Annotated in this window: 15 protein-coding genes; 8 read left to right on the forward strand and 7 right to left on the reverse strand. The window is 66.3% G+C overall.

Going from position 1 to position 18,013, the window contains the following annotated elements; genetic code table 11:
• Nucleotides 1-95: 95 nt before the first annotated feature.
• Genes R9J51_RS20700 through R9J51_RS20710 form a run of 3 tightly spaced genes read left to right on the forward strand, consistent with a single transcriptional unit; the run spans nt 96 to nt 2,553 of the window.
• Nucleotides 96-908 carry a D-glutamate cyclase family protein gene (locus R9J51_RS20700; protein WP_179562687.1) on the forward strand — a complete coding sequence of 271 codons (813 nt, stop codon included), beginning with the start codon at nt 96-98 and terminating at the stop codon, nt 906-908.
• Entirely contained in the window at nt 905-1,762 is an 858-nt protein-coding gene (locus R9J51_RS20705; RefSeq protein ID WP_168557471.1) for a phytanoyl-CoA dioxygenase family protein, read from the forward strand. Before R9J51_RS20700 ends, R9J51_RS20705 begins: the two co-directional genes overlap by 4 nt.
• Entirely contained in the window at nt 1,759-2,553 is a 795-nt protein-coding gene (locus R9J51_RS20710; protein WP_179562685.1) for an SDR family oxidoreductase, read from the forward strand. The genes R9J51_RS20705 and R9J51_RS20710 overlap by 4 nt, the downstream gene beginning before the upstream one ends.
• Nucleotides 2,554-2,828: 275 nt before the next feature.
• Here R9J51_RS20710 and R9J51_RS20715 read toward each other — a convergent pair whose 3' ends face one another.
• Nucleotides 2,829-4,199, reverse strand: coding sequence for an IS1380 family transposase (locus R9J51_RS20715; protein WP_066763960.1), 1,371 nt, complete (start codon nt 4,197-4,199; stop codon nt 2,829-2,831).
• Between the two features lie 151 nt (nt 4,200-4,350).
• On the opposite strand from R9J51_RS20715, the gene R9J51_RS20720 reads away from it, so the two are divergent.
• Nucleotides 4,351-5,379, forward strand: coding sequence for a RelA/SpoT domain-containing protein (locus R9J51_RS20720; protein WP_179562683.1), 1,029 nt, complete (start codon nt 4,351-4,353; stop codon nt 5,377-5,379).
• A 120-nt stretch (nt 5,380-5,499) separates the two neighbouring features.
• On the opposite strand, the gene R9J51_RS20725 is transcribed toward R9J51_RS20720, so the two are convergent.
• Both R9J51_RS20725 and R9J51_RS20730 read right to left on the reverse strand, forming a co-directional pair.
• Nucleotides 5,500-6,939: a glutamine synthetase family protein gene (locus tag R9J51_RS20725; RefSeq protein WP_179562681.1), complete on the reverse strand. Its 1,440-nt coding sequence runs from the start codon at nt 6,937-6,939 to the stop codon at nt 5,500-5,502.
• Nucleotides 6,936-8,270 carry an aromatic ring-hydroxylating dioxygenase subunit alpha gene (locus tag R9J51_RS20730; protein ID WP_179562679.1) on the reverse strand — a complete coding sequence of 445 codons (1,335 nt, stop codon included), beginning with the start codon at nt 8,268-8,270 and terminating at the stop codon, nt 6,936-6,938. The genes R9J51_RS20725 and R9J51_RS20730 overlap by 4 nt, the downstream gene beginning before the upstream one ends.
• Before the next feature lie 185 nt (nt 8,271-8,455).
• On the opposite strand from R9J51_RS20730, the gene R9J51_RS20735 reads away from it, so the two are divergent.
• The gene (locus R9J51_RS20735) at nt 8,456-9,034 is read left to right on the forward strand and encodes a TIGR00730 family Rossman fold protein (RefSeq protein ID WP_179562677.1); all 579 of its coding nucleotides are present in this window, start codon (nt 8,456-8,458) and stop codon (nt 9,032-9,034) included.
• 64 nt (nt 9,035-9,098) lie between these two features.
• On the opposite strand, the gene R9J51_RS20740 is transcribed toward R9J51_RS20735, so the two are convergent.
• Genes R9J51_RS20740 through R9J51_RS20755 form a run of 4 tightly spaced genes read right to left on the reverse strand, consistent with a single transcriptional unit; the run spans nt 9,099 to nt 13,042 of the window.
• The gene (locus R9J51_RS20740; protein WP_179562675.1) at nt 9,099-10,571 is read right to left on the reverse strand and encodes an aldehyde dehydrogenase family protein; all 1,473 of its coding nucleotides are present in this window, start codon (nt 10,569-10,571) and stop codon (nt 9,099-9,101) included.
• A 7-nt stretch (nt 10,572-10,578) separates the two neighbouring features.
• Entirely contained in the window at nt 10,579-10,995 is a 417-nt protein-coding gene (locus R9J51_RS20745; protein WP_179562673.1) for a DUF3830 family protein, read from the reverse strand.
• 27 nt (nt 10,996-11,022) lie between these two features.
• A complete protein-coding gene (metC, locus tag R9J51_RS20750) occupies nt 11,023-12,222 on the reverse strand; it encodes a cystathionine beta-lyase (protein WP_179562671.1) in 1,200 nt (399 codons plus the stop codon).
• 16 nt (nt 12,223-12,238) lie between these two features.
• Nucleotides 12,239-13,042: an SDR family oxidoreductase gene (locus R9J51_RS20755; protein ID WP_179562669.1), complete on the reverse strand. Its 804-nt coding sequence runs from the start codon at nt 13,040-13,042 to the stop codon at nt 12,239-12,241.
• A 206-nt stretch (nt 13,043-13,248) separates the two neighbouring features.
• Between R9J51_RS20755 and R9J51_RS20760 the strand changes: the two genes are divergently transcribed.
• From R9J51_RS20760 to R9J51_RS20770, 3 genes are read left to right on the forward strand one after another with little or no spacing between them, the layout of a single operon-like run.
• Entirely contained in the window at nt 13,249-14,250 is a 1,002-nt protein-coding gene (locus R9J51_RS20760) for an isopenicillin N synthase family oxygenase (protein ID WP_179562667.1), read from the forward strand.
• Nucleotides 14,243-16,339, forward strand: coding sequence for a hydantoinase/oxoprolinase family protein (locus R9J51_RS20765; RefSeq protein ID WP_179562665.1), 2,097 nt, complete (start codon nt 14,243-14,245; stop codon nt 16,337-16,339). The genes R9J51_RS20760 and R9J51_RS20765 overlap by 8 nt, the downstream gene beginning before the upstream one ends.
• Nucleotides 16,336-17,991, forward strand: coding sequence for a hydantoinase B/oxoprolinase family protein (locus tag R9J51_RS20770; RefSeq protein WP_168557459.1), 1,656 nt, complete (start codon nt 16,336-16,338; stop codon nt 17,989-17,991). The genes R9J51_RS20765 and R9J51_RS20770 overlap by 4 nt, the downstream gene beginning before the upstream one ends.
• Nucleotides 17,992-18,013 lie beyond the last annotated feature (22 nt).

Raw genomic sequence — 18,013 nt, forward strand, 5'->3', positions numbered from 1 at the left:
CGTCATCGCGCCCCGGCAAAACAGCGCAGGACCGGCAACGCCCCTGACCGAAAAAAGCAACCCCTGCATCGCGCTGCGCTTGGTAAGGAAACGCCATGAACGACGCCGCCTCTCTTGCCCCGCTGGACCACAGCGACCCCCGTGCCATGCGCCGGGCCATTCGCGATGGGCGGTTCACCGGCTTTACCAACCTGGTGGCGCGGGGGCATGTGCAGGGCAACCTGATCGCCGTGCCTGCTGCTTATGCCGATGATTTCGAAGCCTATGCCCGCGCCAATCCCCAGGCGCTGCCGCTGCTGGGCCGGGGCGAGCCGGGACGCCGCGACATGCCCGGCATTGCCGACGACCTGGATATCGCGCGCGATACCGGCGGCTACATGGTGTTTCGCGATGGCGAACTGGTCGACACGCCGCGCGATGCCAGCACGCATTGGCGCGACGATCTCGTGCCGTTCGTGATCGGCTGTTCGTTTTCGTTCGAGGCGCTATTGCAGCGTGCCGGCGTGCGCCTGCGCCATCTGGAAGAGGGCGACGTTTCGGCGATGTACGAAACCACGCGCGAGACGGTGCCGGTCGGCCCGTTCGGCGGCAAGCTGATCGTGTCGATGCGCGCGCTGACCCCGGCCGACGCGATCCGCGCCACGCTGGTTTCCGCGCGCCATCCCGGCTTTCACGGGGCGCCGGTATCGCTCGGCCTGCCCGAAGACCTGGGCATTGCCAGCCTGGCAGACAGCTATGGCGGGCACGGCATGAAACGTGTTCTGCCCGGCGAACTGCCGGTGTTCTGGGCCTGCGGCGCCACGGGCCAGAATGCGCTGCGCGCCGCGCGCCTGCCGCTCGCCATTACCCATTACAAGGCCCACATGGTCATCACCGACCTGCCTTTGCCAGAGGACATGCCATCATGAACCTTGAAGACGCCGTCGCGCATTATGACGAGCACGGCTATGTCGTGCTGCCGGGCCTGCTGGAAGGGCCGGTGCTGGACCAGTTGCGCGCGCTGACCGATACGGTGGAAGCGGCGGCGGCCGAGGTGGCCGACGACAACGCCTGGTACGATTTCTCCACCGATCTTGACGGCAACCGCACAGTGCAGCGCATCAAGAAGCCCAACCGCATCGATCCCTTCTATGCCGCGCTGGCCGGAAACGAGGCGATCATGGCGCTGGCCGAGCGGCTGATCGGCCCGATGATCCGGTTGAACCACACCAAGATCAACATGAAGTCCGCCAAGGGTGGCGACGCGCTGGAATGGCACCAGGACTGGGCCTTTGCCCCGCACACCCACATGGGCACCACGGTCGCCTCGATCCTGATCGATGGCGCCAGCGCCGCCAATGGCGCGATGCAGGTCATCCCCGGCAGCCACAAGGGGCCGCTGATCGACCATCACGACGATGAAGGCTATTTCGTGGGCGCGGTGCTGGCCGATGCGATCGATCCGGCCAAGGCGGTGCTGCTCGAAGGCCCTCCGGGCACGGTCAGCTTTCACCATCCCATGACGCTGCATGGGTCGAGCGTGAACCTGTCGGGCGATCCGCGCCGCATCCTGTTCTATGAATATGCCGCCAGCGATGCGTTTCCGCTGTTCTACAAGGTGGATTGGGACGAATACGATTCGCGCATCGTGCGTGGCCCATCGACCAGCGACGTGCGGTTCGAGCAGAACTATGTGAAGCTGCCGTTCCCCAGCCGCGCTGGCAGCTCGATCTACAAGATCCAGGCCGGTTCCAACCGCCGTTACTTCGCCGAAGCGCAATGAGTATCGCAACCGGGAGCGTCGCTTTCGTTACTGGCGCCAGTGCCGGCACGGGGCGCGAAATCGCGCTGGCGCTGGCCGGCGAGGGGCACGACGTGGCCGTGCTGGGCCGGCGCACCGCCGCGCTCGATGACCTGGTGGGCGAGATCGAGGGACTGGGCCGCCGTGCCCTGGCACTGACCGCCGATGTGCGCGATGCCGGCCAGTTGGAGGCTGCGCTCGATGGGCTGCTGGCGTGGAGCGGCGGGCGGGTGGACGTGGTGGTCAATGCCGCTGGCACCACCGGACCGCTCTCGCCGCCGATCGGCCAGTATAGCCTCGAAGACTTCGACAGCACCGTGGCCACCAACTTGCGCGCGCCGTTCATCGTGCTCAGCCGGCTCTTGCCGGTGATGCGCGCGGCGGGCCAGGGCCGGATCATCATGATCGGTGGCAACCATGGCATGCGCGGCCGCGCCGGGCGCTCGAGCTACAGCGCCTCGAAATGGGGCCTGCGCGGATTGACCCGCAGCGCCGCGCTGGAAGCCGGGCCCGACGGGGTGACGGTGAACTATATCGCGCCCGGCCCGATCGCCATTCCACGCATGAAAGCGGCGTGGAAAGCCCAGGCGGAAGCGGGCGGGGTAAGCGAGGAGGAAGCCCTGCGCGCCTATGTGGCGAACATGGGCATTCCGCTGGGCAAACCCAGTGAAGCGCAGGATATTGTCGCCATGGTGCTCTATCTGGCCGGGCCGGGCGGGCGCAATATCACCGGGCAGGAACTGGTGATCGACGGCGGCGCCACGGTGCTTTGAGCGACAGGCCAGGAGCGGATTATTGTTTAGAATGATTGTTAAAATGCGGTAAGCTCATACGTCTCATGCGGGAGGGCGCATATGGCGTGGGTAGTGCCTGAATTTAGCCCGGCTTATTCATGAGCCCGCTGCACTGGGGCGTGCCGGGTTTGATGTGTCGGTGGCCGCGTGATCCGGGCGCGCGGTTTCGGCGGCGTTTTTCGCCGCAGCAAAACCGATGGCTTTTCGAGGTTGATGGGCGATGGCTCGGGCTTTGTGCGGCACAGCCGCGCTGGCTATGTCGGCGCTGGCCGGAGACTGGTGGCGATGGCTTTGAACACGCCGGCGTCGGGGCATGCTGACGCGAAGGCGACACGGATGCGCGAGGCGGTCTCGATGACGCGGGCGGCGACCTTGAGCAGCCGCAGGCGCAGCGTTGCGAACTCGGCAGTGGCCAGAGAGGTGGCCTTGGGGATGGCCTGCTGGACGCGCCACATCAGCCAGTAGGCGGCGGTATGCAGGATGAGGCGCATCTGGTTGGCATTGGCCGAGCGGCACGAGGTGCGATCGCTGGCCAACTGGGTCTTGTGGCGCTTGATCAGGTTTTCGGCTTGGCCGCGCGCGCAATAGAGCGTGTCGTAAATGTGCTCGGGCGAGCCTTCTGTCAGCGAGGTGACGACATAGCGGATGTCCATGCCCAGCGTGCTGGCCTCAATCCGGGCGACGACGCGGCGTTGGCTCTTCCAGCTTTTGGCGCCGTAGCGGGTCTCGACATAGTTGCGCAGGACCGGATGTTGGGCCTGGGCCCGCTTGACCGCGCAGGCATCGGCGACGGCAACGATGGCCGGATCGGCCCGCAGCGCGGCGTTGGTCGGCAAGCCGAACACGTAATCGACCCCGGCCGCCTCGCAGAACGCCATGATCTCGGGACGGGCGTAGTGCCCATCGCCGCGGATGGTGATGTGGGTATCGGGCCAGTGCTGGCGGATATGACGCACCAGGCGCCGGATGTGGCCGGCACCTTCGGCACCCGACGGCGTCTTGCCAGTGCGCAGCAGCATCGCCACCGGCCGCCCGCTCGCGGTATCGTACACATGGATCGGCAGGAAGCAGCGCTCACCGTGATGTCCGTTCCAGAACGAGAGCTGCTGATAGCCGTGCACGACATCACACGTGTCATCGATATCCAGCGTCACCGCCGCCGGTGGGGCCGGATAGCTGGCACAGTAAACGCCGATCATCGCGACCATCATCCGGGCCAGTTCACGCGTGGTCGGTGCATTCTCCCAGCGGCTCATCGTCGGTTGGCTGGCCAGCCCCGCGCCCGATCCCGGCAACTTGCCCAGCGCCAGGCGGAAGCCCGGATCGTCGCGCAGGGCATCGAGATCATCGGCGTCCTCATAGCCACACGTGATCGCGAACACACGGGCACGCAGAATGTCATCGAGGCGATGGATCACCCGCGTCGGGTCACGCGGATCGGCGATGCACGCAGCAAGCTGCCGGCAGATCCCCATCGCGCGCTCGGCCTGCGCCAGCAGCAGAACGCCGCCGTCAGAGGTCAGCCGGCCACCGTCGAACGCGGTTGTGACCTTCTTGCCGCCAACCGCTGGAAACGAAAATCCCGGTGCGCTATCATCGCTCCCGGCGGGTGTGGTCCGTGGCATAAATTGCCTCGCTGAAGGACTGGTCTAGACACCCATTTTCCTACTGCAAAGCAATCGCTTACGCCACTCCCGCCAACCCTCTCACCCGCCGCGGTGAATAAGACAGGTTAGACCGGAAGAGGTTAATGCGGCAGGCAAAGCGCTTCAGAGAATGGAATTTCCTGTCATTACCACGGAAGGCTTCAATGCGCTTGCAATCCTCAACAACTGGAGATCTGCGCACTCCTATCCGCTAAACACGTTCCAGATCACTCTTCGCAACAAAGCTCGGAAAATCGAGCGTTCGGTGATTGTCGCGCAGCGGTCGAAGCGATTAGAATCAATTCATAAAAAGTTGGTCGATAAGCCGACTATGCGTATGACGCAGATGCAAGATATTGCTGGCTGTCGGGCTATATTTCTTCGATTGAGCAGCGTTTATCGACTTGTTCAGAAATATAAAGCTAGCAGATTTGACCATAAATTTCGGAGCGAGAAGGACTACATCAACCAGACGAAGGCAGACGGCTACCGTTGCTATCATTTAGTGTATGAGTACTGTGGGACACACGACACGTCTGCCTATACGGGGCTCCGGGTCGAGGTGCAGATCAGGACCCAAGCGCAGCATGCGTGGGCTACCGCCGTCGAGGCGGTAGGCATCTTCACAAAGCAAGCTTTGAAGTCGAACCAAGGGGACGAGGACTGGCTCCGGTTCTTCGCGCTAATGGGTTCCGCCATTGCGGCAATTGAGAAGACGACGCCAGTTCCCGGCACGCCTACGGCGAAGAAGGCGTTGATTGCGGAGATTGGCGAGCTTGTACACAAGCTACACGTAAAGGAAATGCTGCAAGTTTATAATGCCACCATCACGACGCTTGGTTCTGCGAAAGATGAAAAATACTTTATTGTCGAGGTTGATCCCGAGGCACTAAAAATCACCGTTAGGCGGTATAAGGCAAAACAATCGGAGGAAGCCAACAAGCTTTATACAGAGCTGGAAAGCCAGCTGCCCGATAAATCGCCGAACCAGATTGTTCTTGTGTCGGTAGACAACATCAATGCGCTAAAGCGTGCATATCCCAACTACTTTTTGGACACAAATTTATTTAGTCGCCTAGTGGATCGGGTTATGAAGGGAGAGATTCCGGATCCGATAGCTCAAACTAGTCTCGCCTTTGGCGACCCACCCCTTTCATAATCGATTACGCGCATTGACGGCAAAACTATCGACTCCGCTGATACAATGTTCGGTTGAGAAAAAGTCCCCCGGATGGAGATCATCCGGGGGACTTTCGTGCGACCCGTCAGGCGCGGGTTTTCAGAACAGATCGAAGTATTCGCGGTGTTCCCAATCGGTGACCGTGGCGTTGTAGCGGGCCACTTCGGCGTGCTTGATGCGGGCAAAGTGATCGACAAAGCCGCTGCCAAGCCCTTCACGTAGCGTGGTGCTCTGTTCCAGCGCGGGCAGGGCGCTTTCCAGGCTGGTGGGCAGCAGCGGGGCGGGCGCCTGGTAGGGGCTGTCCACCGCCGGGGGCGGCAGGGCGCCGGCTTCTATGCCGGCCAGGCCCGAAACCATCTGCGAGGCGAGGTAGAGATAGGGATTGGCCGCCGGCTCCCCCACGCGGTTTTCGATGCGGGTGGCGCCGGGGCTGCCCTTGGCCAGCACGCGCAGCATGGCGCCGCGATTGTCCTGCCCCCAGGCGATGCGATCGGGCGCCAGCGAGTTGGCGCGATAGCGCTTGTAGCCGTTGATCGTGGGCGTGGTGAGCGGCATGGCGGCGGCGGCGTGATCGAGCAGCCCGGCCAGATAGTGCTGCCCCAGCGCCGAAAGGCCGGGCTGGCCATCGCCCTGGGCAAAGGCGTTTCGCCCGCTGGCGCTATCGATCAGCGACTGGTGCAAGTGCCATCCGCTCGACATCGCCTGGGGCAGGGCGGGGCGGCACATGAAGCTGGCGTGATGGCCATGGCGGCGCGCCACCTGCTTGGCCGCGGTGCGGAACAGGATCATCGCATCGGCCGAGGCGATGCCTTCCTGCACGCCGAACACGAATTCCACCTGGGACGGTCCGAATTCCAGCTCCATCGAGGTGAGCGGCAGATCCAGCGCGGCGCAAGTCTCGCGCAGCACATCGAGGATCGGCTCGATCGTGTCGTAGCGCTGCTCGGTGAGATAGGCATAGCCCTGGTGCGTGAGCGCAACATCGGGCGGCGTGCCGGGCTGGCCGGCGTCATCGGGCGCAAGGCGCCGATCGACCAGGCGGGTGAGGTGGAATTCCACTTCCAGCCCGCTCATGAACGCCAGGCCGCGCTGGCCAAGGCGCGCCACCGCATCGCGGGCGATGCGGCGCGGGCACCAGGGGTAGGGCGTGCCATCGGCAAAGAACAGGTCGCCCAGCAGCCAGGCCGTGCCCGGCGCCCAGGGCAGGAGCTTGAGGCTGAGCGGATCGGGTACCATGACCAGATCGCCCGCGCCCTGGAGATCGGCACGGCCAATGCCCGCGCCCGCTGCAAAGACCGGCACCACGGTGCGGTGCGACGTGTCTTTCAGCAGCAGGCTGGAGGTGATCGACAGGCCCTGTTCCAGCGCGCCGGGCAGGGCGGCGGCCATCACCGTCTTGCCGCGCACGATCCCGTGCAGGTCGGGAAAGCCCAGGCGCACCGAATGGACCCCGGCATCGGCCAGCCGGCGCGGCAGGTCGGCTGCGGCAGCCACCTGATCTTCGCTCCACAGCCCGTGGGCCAAGACGAACCCGCTCATAGCGCGAGCGCGGGCACGGTCCAGGTCGCCTCGGCGCGCAGCCGTTCGACCGCGTCGCGCCAATAGGCCTCGGGCGTCGTGCCGCCGGGCGCCACGCCGTCGATCGTGGCCGGGCCGGCGCCGGCGTTGCTTTCGCCCAGTGGCGGCAGGGCCAGCGGCGTTTCGCCCTTCTGCACTTTCTTGATCTGGTTGATCAGCATGACGCGATAGGCGACAATCGCCTTGTCCGACGTGCCCAGGTGCTCGCGCGTGCGGTCCTGGATGCGGCCCTGGCTTTCCACCGCCCACTGATCGTGCACGTTGATGTCTTCGCCCATGCCGGTGAAGGTGCGCGTCTTCTGCTCGGCCACGTCGAAGCCCCAGTTGTTGTGGCGGCCCACGCGCGGCATGTAATCGGGCAGGGTATAGAGTTGCAGGCGCTGTTCGCGCATCAGCGGCTTGTCCACCGGCTCGGCAAAACTGGTGAACATGGCATACCAATAGCAGCTCTCGTCATCGATCGGCACGTGCCACTGCGTGATCGTCATGGTGGACGAAAGCGGGATGACGAAAGCCTGCGGGAACAGCACATTGGTGACGCGCACATGGGTGTCGCCGCCATCGAGGTGACGCAGCGTGGTGATGCGCAGGCCGCAATCGCTGGGGGTGACGGCGATATCGGGGCAATCGTACTCGCGCAGCACCTTGGTCATCGGCAGGTCGCTGTCGGTCGAATGGGCGCGGAACTGCTTGCCATAGTTGGCGTCGGCCTCGGCATCCTCGAAATAGCGGTGGAGGAAGCTGGCGTGGGCCGGGTCCATGCCGACCTCCAGCGCCTGGAGCCAGTTGCAGTCGAGATAGCCCTTGAACGAGAAGACATGGCTATCGGGGGCGGCAAGGCAATCGAGCGCGGGCAGGGCCGGGGCCTGCCCATCGGCGTCGAGCGGGCCGAACCAGCCGAAGATGGTGCCGCCCACTTCGCGCACCGGATAGGCGCGCTGCTTGATGCGCTTGCAGAAGCTGCTGCCCTTGGGCTCTGCCGGGGTTTCGAGGCACGCGCCGTTCACATCGAACAGCCAGCCGTGGAACGGGCAGCGCACGCCGCCGTCTTCCAGCCGGCCGAACGCCAGGTCCGCGCCGCGATGCGGGCAATCGCGGTCGATCAGGCCAAGGCGCCCGTCTTCGTCGCGAAACAGCACCAGGTCCTGGCCCAGCACCTTGATCGCCTTGAGCGGGCGTTCGCCTTGCAGCTCTTCGCTGATCGCCACGGGCTGCCAGTATTGGCGCAGCAGATCGCCCAGCGGCGTGGCGGGGCCGGAAAGCGTGATGAACTTGTTCTGTTCGGGCGTCATGGGGAGGCCTCTTGTTGGAATGCCCCACATTTGCCCCGGATGGCGTGGCGCGGGTGTTGCCCCTTTGGCAGCGCCGCGTTGCGCGATGTGCCACGTTTGGGCAACGCTTCCCCGATTGCGCAGCGCGGCCCGCATCGGCTAGCACCGGCGCCAACGTTTCAGCCCCAGCCCGAAGGCCTTGCCCCATGCCCCGCACCTTGTCTGCCATCGCCATTTTCTGCGGATCGAACGTGGGGGAGGGGGACGCCTATAAAGAGGCCGCCGCCGCATTGGGCAGCGCGCTGGCGCGCCGGGGCATCGCCGTGGTCTATGGGGGCACGCACAAGGGCCTGATGGGCATTCTGGCCGATGCGGCGCTGGCCGGCGGCGGGCGGGTGCATGGCGTGATCACCCAGCGCCTGCACGACAAGGGGCACCTGCACCCGGCCTTGAGCGAAAGCGAGATTGTGGACGGCATGCGTGCGCGCAAGGAGCGGATGCTCGATCTGGCCGATGCCTGCATTGCCCTGCCCGGCGGCATCGGCACCGCCGAGGAATTCATGGAAGCCTGGACGCTCAACCAGTTGGGCGACGTGGACAAGCCGGTCGGCCTGCTCAACGTCGATGGCTATTACGACAGCTTCATGGGCTTTATCGACACGATGATCGCGCGCAAGTTCCTGCCCGCCGCGCACCGCGAAGGCATCGCGCTCGATCCCGCGCCCGAGGCGCTGATCGACAAGCTGGCGGTGTTCGAAAAGCCCACTGTGCAGAAGTGGATGTGAAAAAACGCGGGGCGAATGGCTGAAAAGCCATCCGCCCCGCACCTTCAGACTCGTCTCCCCCGCGTCAATCGGTGGCGATCCAGAGGGACTTGGTTTCCAGGTGTTCCTCCAGGTGGTTCTTGCCATATTCGCGGCCCATGCCGCTGGCCTTCATCCCGCCCGATGGCACCGCCGGGTCGATCGCGTTGTAGCAGTTGACCCAGACCGACCCGGCGCGCAGGCGGCGGCCCAGACGATGGGCGCGGCCCACGTTGCCGGTCCACAAGCCCGCGCCCAAGCCGAAGGGCGTGGCATTGGCGCGGGTCACCACTTCCTCTTCGCTGTCGAACGGCAGCACCGCCAGGATCGGGCCGAAGATTTCCTCGCGCACCGCGCGCATCGTGTCCGTCGCGCCCGAAAGCACCGTGGGCGGGAAGAAGAACCCTTGGGCAAAGGCCCCTTCGCTCAGCCGCACGCCGCCGCAGACCGCGCCCGCGCCTTCGGCCAGGGCATCGTCCATATGGCCGGTCACGCGCGCCAACTGGCGGGCGGAGACCAGTGGGCCCAGGTCCGTTGCCGGATCGATCCCGTTGCCCAGGCGCAGGGCGCCGGCATGATGGGCGACGGCAGCGGCGAAATCATCCGCCACGCCGCGTTCCACGAAGAGGCGCGTGCCGGCGCTGCACACCTGGCCCGAATTGGCAAAGGCGGCGACCACCGCCATGCGCGCGGCCTTGTCGAGATCGGCATCGGCAAAGACGATGTTGGGCGATTTGCCGCCCAGTTCCAGGCTGATCCGCTTGAGGCTGCCGGCGGCCGAGGCCATGATCGCCCGGCCGGTGGCGTCCGATCCGGTAAAGGCGATCTTGTCCACGCCGGGATGCGCGGCCAGCGCCGCGCCCGCTTCGCTGCCAAGGCCCGTCACCACGTTGAACACGCCCGGCGGCACGCCCGCTTCCAGCGCCAGCTTGCCCAGCAACAGCGGAGAAAGTGAAGCGTCCTCCGCTGGCTTGAGTACCAGGGTGCAGCCGGTGGCGAGCACGGGGCCGAGCTTGAGAATGCTGGCCCACAGCGGCCCGTTCCACGGAATGATCGCGGCGCAGACGCCGACCGGTTCCTTTACCGTGCAAGCGAACATATTGGGGTCGGAAGGGGTTGCGGTCACGCCCTCGATCCCGCGCGCCATGCCGGCGTAATAGCGCAACAGGTCGGTCAGCATCGCCACGCTGCCGCGCGTGTGGCGGATCGGCGAACCCATGTCGAGCGTGTCGAGCAGGGCGAAATCTTCGGCATGGGCCGCGACCAGATCGGCCAGCCGCAGCAGCAGCGCCTGGCGCTCGGCCGGGGAGAAGCGCGGCCAGGGGCCGGCTTCGAATGCCGCGCGCGCCGCCGCCACGGCGCGGTCCACGTCGGCGGCCTGGCCGCGTGCGAAATCGGCGAGGTGCTCGCCCGTGGCCGGGTTGTGCGAAGGCAGGGTCTGGCCATCGCCGGACGGCACGAAGGCCCCGTCGATCAACAGGCCCAGCGGTGTGTCGGTGAGGAAGGGATGCGGGGCCATAATCACGTCAGTCCTTGATCGCGAAGGCGATCGACTGCGCGCCTTCCCACAGCGTCTGCTTGCCGAGCTTGGCCAAGTTCTCGTTGCCTTCGATGATCGTCATGAAGTGGATGCCGGCGAGCGGCCCCAGCTTGCTGGCAAAGGCCACGCCGCCATAGGCGAGCAGGATTTCGGTTTCGCTATAACCGCCGGGATAGAAGATGAACTCGCCGGGCGCGGGATAGCGCGTGGGGTTTTCCCAGGGCAGGTCATAAGCCGTGTCACCCATCGGGATCCACACGCCTTCGCCGCTCCAGCGCACGTGGATGACCTTTTCATCATAGGGCATCATCGCCTTGAAGCGGGCGCAGGTGACGGGCGCCAGTTCCTCTTCCAGGCGGGCGGTGAAGGCATAGGGGCCAGCCTTGATGGCAACCAGGGTCATGAAAAACTCCGCAAAAACAGGGGAATATCAGGCAGCCGCGTGCATGCGGGCAAAGCCGCGTTCGAGATCGGCGATAAGGTCGTCCACGTCTTCCAGCCCGACATGCAGGCGCAGGCTGGGGCCGGGCGCTTCCCACGTCACTTCCGAACGCAGGTCGGACGGATAAGTGGGCACCACCAGGCTTTCATAGCCGCCCCAGCTATAGCCCAGCTTGAACAGGTCCATGTGATCGAGCATCGCGGCAAACTGCGTATCGGTGCAGGCGTTGAGCACCACGCCGAACAGGCCCGAGGCGCCATCGTAATCGCGCTTCCAGATCGCATGGCCGGGATCATCGGGCAGGGCGGGATACATCACTTGCGCCACTTCGGGCCGGGCCTGCAGCCACTGCGCCACGGCCAGCGCCGAGGCATGGTGCTGCTTCATCCGCAGCGGCAGGGTGCGCAGGCCGCGCAGGGCCATATAGATATCGTCGGGCCCGCCGCAATAGCCACTGCCCGAGGCGGTCTTCTTGACCGGGATGAACGCTTCCTCGGTGCAGACCGCCACGCCCAGCATCAGGTCCGAATGGCCCGAGATATATTTGGTGGCGGCGTTGATCGACACGTCGACGCCGTGTTCGAGCGGGCGGAAATTGACCGGGCTGCTCCAGGTGTTGTCGAACACGGTCTTGATCCCGCGCGCGCGGGCCACGGCGGTGATGGCCGGAACGTCGGTCATCTCGAACGTCAACGAGCCGGGGCTTTCCATGTAGATCACGCGGGTGTTGGGCTTGATCAGGGCTTCTATCCCCGCGCCGATCGAGGGGCGGTAATAGGTCACGTCCACGCCGAATTTCTTGAGGAATTCCTCGCAGAACGCGCGCGCCGGGCCATAGAGGCTGTCCACGATCAGGAGGTGATCGCCGGCCGAAAGAAATGCGGTGAGCGCGGCGCAGATCGCACCCAACCCGCAACTGGTGGTGACGGCGCGATAGCCGCCTTCGAGCAGGGTGATGGCATCCTCGAACGCGCGGGTCGTGGCGGTGCCTTCGCGCCCATAGGTAAAGCCGACATAGGCGCCCGAGGCGCGGTCGCGGCGCGTTTCCAGCAACTGTTCCACGCTGTCGAACAGCACGGTGGAGCAGTGATAGACCGGCGGATTGACCACGCCGAAGTTGGCCGCCGGATCGCGCCCGGCGTGCAGGGTCTGCGTGCCGCGGCCAAAGCGCGAAAGATCGATGGTCATCTTGGTTCAGGCTCCTTCAGAGTATCGTTCCGGCGTCGACGACGATGTCCTGCCCGGTCATCATGCGCCCGCCGGGGCCAAGCAGGTGCAGCACGGCGCGGGCAACGTCGTCCTCGCCCACCAGGCGGCCCAGCGCGGTGGACTGGACAAAGCGGTTGTAGGGTGCGTCGGGCGCTTCGCCGTTGCGCTCCGCCGATTGGCTGAACAGGCGGCGCAGGCGTTCGCCGTCGATGCCGCCCGGCGATACCATGTTGACCCGCACGCCGTGCGGCGCGCCATCGAGCGCGGCCGAGCGTACCAGCCCGCGCACGGCCCATTTCGAGGCGGCATAAATGCCCTGGCCGGCCACGCCCTTGTGTCCATAGGTGCCGCCGATCACCACGACCTGGCCGCCGGCGCGCGCCACCATGGCTGGCATGGCCGCGCCCAGTGCGTTGATCACGCCCAGCACGTTGATATCGAAGCAGTGACGATAGGCGGCCTCGCCATTTTCCCAGATCGGGGCCTTGCCGCTGCTGACGCCCGCGGCGCAGACCAGCGCATCGACCGGCCCCAAGTCTTGCGCGATGGCGGCAAAGGTGGCGGCGAGCGCGGCGGCGTCGGTGACGTCTGCGGCATAGGCGCGGGCGGCGGTGCCCACGCTGGCCTGCGCGGCGGCACCGGTGGCGGCATCACGCCCGATCAGCGCCACGCGCGCACCTTGGGCGACCAGGGCATGGGCCAGCGCCAGGCCGAGCCCGCGCGTGCCGCCGGTGAGGGCGATGATCTGCCCTGCCAGGGTTCCGGCCAAAGGCCCGGCTTGCCCGTTGTTGCCTGTCATGCTGCGCCCGTGCTTGTGGTGATGGTGTGCAGTTTATGGACTAGCCGGTGGGGGGTGGTGCGCCAAGGTGATGTTTCGGCAGCGGGGGAGTACCAAAAAAACAACGCTCAGGGGCCAAGTGTTGCCTTAGTCATACCATATGCCCGGCCGGCATGGTGGCGCCGCCTGCGCGCCCTGCCCTTGGCCTTCGCGATGGAGCCTGTTCGATGAGCCGTTCCGCCGATGACGTATCCGCCGCCCAAGCGATCACGCTGGACGAGGTGCCTCTCATTGATTTTGCGCCGTTCCTGAGCGGCGATGCCGCCGCGCGCCAGGAGGTGGCCGAGGCCATCGCCCGCGCCTGCGAAGAGATCGGCTTTTTCTATCTGGCCGGGCACGGCGTGCCCCAGGCCGCGCGCGAGGATGTCTTTGCCGCAGCGGCGGCGTTCTTTGCCAGGCCGCGCGCAGAGCGTGCGCAGAGCGCGGCAACGCCCGAATGGTATCGCGGCTGGATCGGCGCGCCCGAGGCCGATGGCTTTTCGCGCAACACCCGCCTGTTCGAGCAATATCGGTTGCAGCATGAATGGCCGGCTGATCCGGCGGACATGGACCACGCCGCCATCTTCGACCAGCCGAACCGCTTCCCGGCCGACATGCCGGAATTCCGCGCCGCGAGCGAGGCGTACCTCGACGCGATGCTCAACCTGTCGCGCGAATTGCTGCGCGCCTTTGCGCTGGGCCTGGGCTTGCCCGAACACCGCTTTGACGGGTGGTTCCGCCATCCCGCCTCGCAACTGTCGATGAACTTCTATCCGCGCCTGCCCGCCATGGCCGATGATGAAGTCTCGAACATGGTGCCGCACACCGACGAAGGGCCCTTTACGATCCTCGCCCAGGGTGACGTCGGCGGGCTGGAAGTGAAGCGCCGCGACGGGGTGTGGATCAAGGCGCCGCCGATTGCCGGGGCCTATACCATCAACGTGGGCGACATGATGATGTGGTGGTCCAACGGCCGCTTCCTGTCGAACTTCCACCGCGTGCGCAACCGCGCCGGGGAAGAACGCTTTTCCGTCCCCTATTTCGCCAATCCCGATCGCGCGGTGGTCGTCGCGCCGCTGCCCGAACTGGTGGGGGCGGATACCCCGCGCTACCCGGCGGTGAAGGTGGCCGATCACCTTGCCCGCTTCTATGCCACTCTCGCGAAAAATCCCCAGGACATCTATGGCTGAACAACTCTCGCGGCCCCGCGCGCGCATCGGTGCCGATATCGGCGGCACGTTTACCGACGTGGTGCTGGAAACCGCCACCGCGCGCCATTCGACCAAGATCCTCACCACCTATGACGCGCCCGAGCGGGCCCTGCTCGAAGGGGTGGCACTGCTGCTCGACGAAGCGGGGCTCACCCCGGCCGACGTGGACCTGGTGGTCCATGGCACGACTTTGGCGACCAACGCCCTGATCGAGCGGCGCGGGGTGCCGACGGCCCTGCTGACCACCGAAGGCTTTCGCGATGTGCTGGCGCTGGGCAGCGAAAGCCGCTTCGACCAGTATGACATCGCCATGGAAAAGCCCGCGCCGCTCGTGCCGCGCAAACTGCGCCTGGGCGTGGGCGAGCGCATGGCTGCGACCGGCGAAGTGCTCCTGCCGCTGGACGAAGCGGGCGTGCGCGAAGCGGCGGCCACATTCCGCGCCGAGGGCATTCGCGCGGTGGCGGTGGCGTTCCTGCACGCCTATGCCAACCCGGCGCACGAGCAGCAGGCCGCGCGCATCCTGGCCGAGGAAATGCCGGGCGTGAGCCTGTCGCTGTCGAGCGAAGTCTCGCCCGAAATGCGCGAGTATGAACGCTTTTCGACCACGGTGGCCAATGCCTATGTCCAGCCGATCGTCGACGCCTATCTGCGCCGGCTGGAAACCCGGCTGGCGGAGATGGGCTTTGCCTGCCCGCTCTATCTGATGCTGTCTTCGGGCGGGCTGACCACGGTGGACATCGCCGCACGGTTTCCGGTGCGGCTGGTGGAAAGCGGCCCGGCGGGCGGGGCGATCTTTGCGGCCTCGGTGGCGGCGGAATGCGGCGCCGGGGAAGTGCTGGCGCTCGACGTGGGCGGTACCACCGCCAAGATCTGCCTGATCAATCAATTCCGGCCGCAGACCAGCCAGGTGTTCGAGGTTGGCCGCGCGCATCGTTTCCGCAAGGGATCGGGCCTGCCCTTGCGCATTCCCGTGGTGGAAATGGTGGAAATCGGCGCGGGCGGTGGCTCGATCGCCTCGGTCGATCGCGCCGGGCGCCTGGCCGTGGGGCCGCATTCAGCCGGATCGGAACCGGGGCCGGCGGCCTATGGCCGGGGCGGCACGCGCCCGACCGTGACCGATGCCGATATCGTGCTGGGCCGGATCGATCCGGCGCGCTTTGCCGGGGGCAAGGTCTCGCTCGATCCCGCCGCTTCGGCGACCGCCTTGGCGGACTTGCGCATCTGGGACGGCGCGGCACCCACGCTGGCCGTGGGGGTGAGCGAGATCGTGGACGAAACCATGGCCAGCGCCGCGCGCGTTCACGCGGTGGAGCAGGGCATGACGCTGGAAGACCGCAGCCTGATCGCCTTTGGCGGCGCGGCGCCGCTCCATGCCGTGCGCTTTGCCGAAAAGCTGGGCATTGGCCGGGTGATCGTGCCGGCCGGCGCGGGCGTGGGATCGGCCGTTGGCTTTCTGCGCGCGCCGGTATCCTATGAAGTGGCGCGCAGCCACCATGTGCTGCTGACCGAGGGCGCCGATCTGGCGACGCTCGATGCGCTGCTGGGCGCCATGGCCGCACAGGCGCAAGATCTGGTGGCCAAGGGCGCGCCGGGCGCTGCGCAAAGCGAACGCCGCGTGGCGCTGGGCCGCTATGCCGGGCAGGGCTTTGAAATCCCGTTCGATCTGCCCGAAGGGCCGCTGCCTGGCGTGGCGGAACTGCGCGGCCTGTTCGAGGCCGCCTATCGCACGCAATATGGCAACCAGGCGCTCGACCTGCCGGTGGAACTGCTGACCTTCCGCGTCGCCGTGGCAGCGCAAGTGTGGCAAGGGCAGGGCGCCGCCGCGCCGCTCCCCGATCGCTGGCTCACGCCCACCGCCTGGCGCGAGGTGATCGATCCGCAGGATGGTGCGCCCCTGCGCTTTGCCGTGGTGGCGCGCGAAGACATGGCGCCGGGCGATGCCGTGCTTGGCCCGGTCCTGGTGACCGAGCGCGAAACCACCACGGTCGTCTCGCCGCGCTTCGACGCGCGCATGGATGCCAACCGCACGCTTGTCTGTACCCGCCGGCCCGAGGAGCCCCGCGCATGAGCAATGCCCTGTCGCAACTGCGCCACCAGGTGATCTGGACCCGCCTCATCGCCATTGTCGAAGAACAGGCGCAGACCCTGATGCGCACGGCCTTTTCCACCACGGTGCGCGATGCGGGCGATCTGTCCGCCGCGCTGTTCGACCTGGAAGGCCGCTTGATTGCCGAGGCGGTGACCGGCACGCCCGGCCACGTCAATTCGATGGCGGCGGGCGTGCGCCATTTCATCGACCGCTTCCCGCTCGCTACGATGGAGCCGGGCGATCACTTCATCACCAACGATCCCTGGCTGACCGCCGGGCACCTGCACGACGTGACCGTGGTTTCGCCCGCGTTCCACCAGGGGCGGATCGTCGGCCTGTTCGGGGTGTGCTGCCACCAGGTGGATATCGGCGGACTGGGCCAGGGACCCGATGGCCGCTCCATCTATGAAGAAGGCATCCAGATCCCGCTGATGAAGCTGGCCAGCCGGGGCGAATTGAACGAGCAACTGCTGGAAATCGTCTGCCAGAACGTGCGCACGCCCTTGCAGGTGCGCGGCGATATCCTGAGCTATGTGACCAGCAACAACGCCGCGATCCGGCGCCTGGCGGCGATGCTGGGCGAATTCGGCATGGACGATCTCCAGGACGTGGCCGACACTATCGTCACCCAGTCGCTCGACGCCACGCGCGCGGAAATCGCACGCCTGCCGCAAGGTTCGTGGAGCAGCAGCCTGGTGATCGACGGCTATGACGCCCCGGTCACCCTGCGCGCCACGCTGACCATCGACGGGGAGCGCGTGAAGGTGGACTACGCCGGATCGGACGCCTGCCTGCCGCGCGGGATCAACGTGGTGCTCAACTATGCCCGCGCCTATACCGTGTTTGCGCTGCGCTGCGTGATCAGCCCGGAAGTGCCCAACAACCATGGCGCGCTGCTGCCTTACGAAGTGGATGCGCCGGAAGGCTCGATCCTCAACGTGCAGCGGCCCTGGCCGGTGGCGGCGCGGCACATCGTGGGGCAGATGCTGCCCGATCTGGTGTTCGGATGCCTGTCGCAGGCAATCCCCGATCGCGTGCCGGTGGAAGGGTCTTCGTGCCTGTGGAGCGTGCAGTTGCGCGGGCGCCATCCCGAAATCGAGCAAGGCACGCCGGGCGACCTGTTCGACACGATCTTCTTCAATTCGGGCGGCTCGGGCGCGCGGCCGGGGCAGGATGGCCTGGATGGCACGGCCTTTCCCAGCGGCGTGCGCGCCATGCCGGTTGAAGTGACCGAGCACGGCGCCCCGATCGTGATCTGGCGCAAGGAATTGCTGGCCGACAGCGGCGGCGCCGGGGCGCTGCGCGGCGGGCTGGGCCAGCGCGTGGAAGTGGCAATGCGTGATGGCAGCGGCTTTGAAGTGCTCGCCATGTTCGAGCGCGTGGGCCATGCCGCACGCGGGCGCGAGGGCGGTGCCGATGGTTCGCTGGGCCAGGTGCGGCTGACGGACGGCACCGTGCTGCGCGGCAAGGGCCGGCAGGAAATTCCCGCCGGGCAGCGCCTGGTGCTCGATGTGCCGGGCGGCGCCGGCCTGGGCGATCCCCATGCGCGCCGGCCCGAGGCCCTGGCGGCAGACCTGGCCGAAGGCTTTGTGTCACCGCAGGCGGCGCGGACGATCTACCAGGCGTCCTGACCGGCAAACCCTCACCCCGGAT

Origin of the sequence: Novosphingobium rhizosphaerae (genome assembly GCF_050920675.1) — a bacterium.
GTDB classification, from domain to species: domain Bacteria; phylum Pseudomonadota; class Alphaproteobacteria; order Sphingomonadales; family Sphingomonadaceae; genus Novosphingobium; species Novosphingobium rhizosphaerae.

Coding starts and splice junctions, on each gene's coding strand:
- R9J51_RS20770 (WP_168557459.1), top strand. CDS start 16,336: ATGAGCAATGCCCTGTCGCAACTGCGCCACCAGGTGATCTGGACCCGC.
- R9J51_RS20720 (WP_179562683.1), top strand. CDS start 4,351: ATGGAATTTCCTGTCATTACCACGGAAGGCTTCAATGCGCTTGCAATC.
- R9J51_RS20700 (WP_179562687.1), top strand. CDS start 96: ATGAACGACGCCGCCTCTCTTGCCCCGCTGGACCACAGCGACCCCCGT.
- R9J51_RS20765 (WP_179562665.1), top strand. CDS start 14,243: ATGGCTGAACAACTCTCGCGGCCCCGCGCGCGCATCGGTGCCGATATC.
- R9J51_RS20760 (WP_179562667.1), top strand. CDS start 13,249: ATGAGCCGTTCCGCCGATGACGTATCCGCCGCCCAAGCGATCACGCTG.
- R9J51_RS20755 (WP_179562669.1), bottom strand. CDS start 13,042: ATGACAGGCAACAACGGGCAAGCCGGGCCTTTGGCCGGAACCCTGGCA.
- R9J51_RS20725 (WP_179562681.1), bottom strand. CDS start 6,939: ATGAGCGGGTTCGTCTTGGCCCACGGGCTGTGGAGCGAAGATCAGGTG.
- R9J51_RS20730 (WP_179562679.1), bottom strand. CDS start 8,270: ATGACGCCCGAACAGAACAAGTTCATCACGCTTTCCGGCCCCGCCACG.
- R9J51_RS20705 (WP_168557471.1), top strand. CDS start 905: ATGAACCTTGAAGACGCCGTCGCGCATTATGACGAGCACGGCTATGTC.
- R9J51_RS20710 (WP_179562685.1), top strand. CDS start 1,759: ATGAGTATCGCAACCGGGAGCGTCGCTTTCGTTACTGGCGCCAGTGCC.
- R9J51_RS20735 (WP_179562677.1), top strand. CDS start 8,456: ATGCCCCGCACCTTGTCTGCCATCGCCATTTTCTGCGGATCGAACGTG.
- R9J51_RS20715 (WP_066763960.1), bottom strand. CDS start 4,199: ATGCCACGGACCACACCCGCCGGGAGCGATGATAGCGCACCGGGATTT.
- R9J51_RS20745 (WP_179562673.1), bottom strand. CDS start 10,995: ATGACCCTGGTTGCCATCAAGGCTGGCCCCTATGCCTTCACCGCCCGC.
- metC (WP_179562671.1), bottom strand. CDS start 12,222: ATGACCATCGATCTTTCGCGCTTTGGCCGCGGCACGCAGACCCTGCAC.
- R9J51_RS20740 (WP_179562675.1), bottom strand. CDS start 10,571: ATGGCCCCGCATCCCTTCCTCACCGACACACCGCTGGGCCTGTTGATC.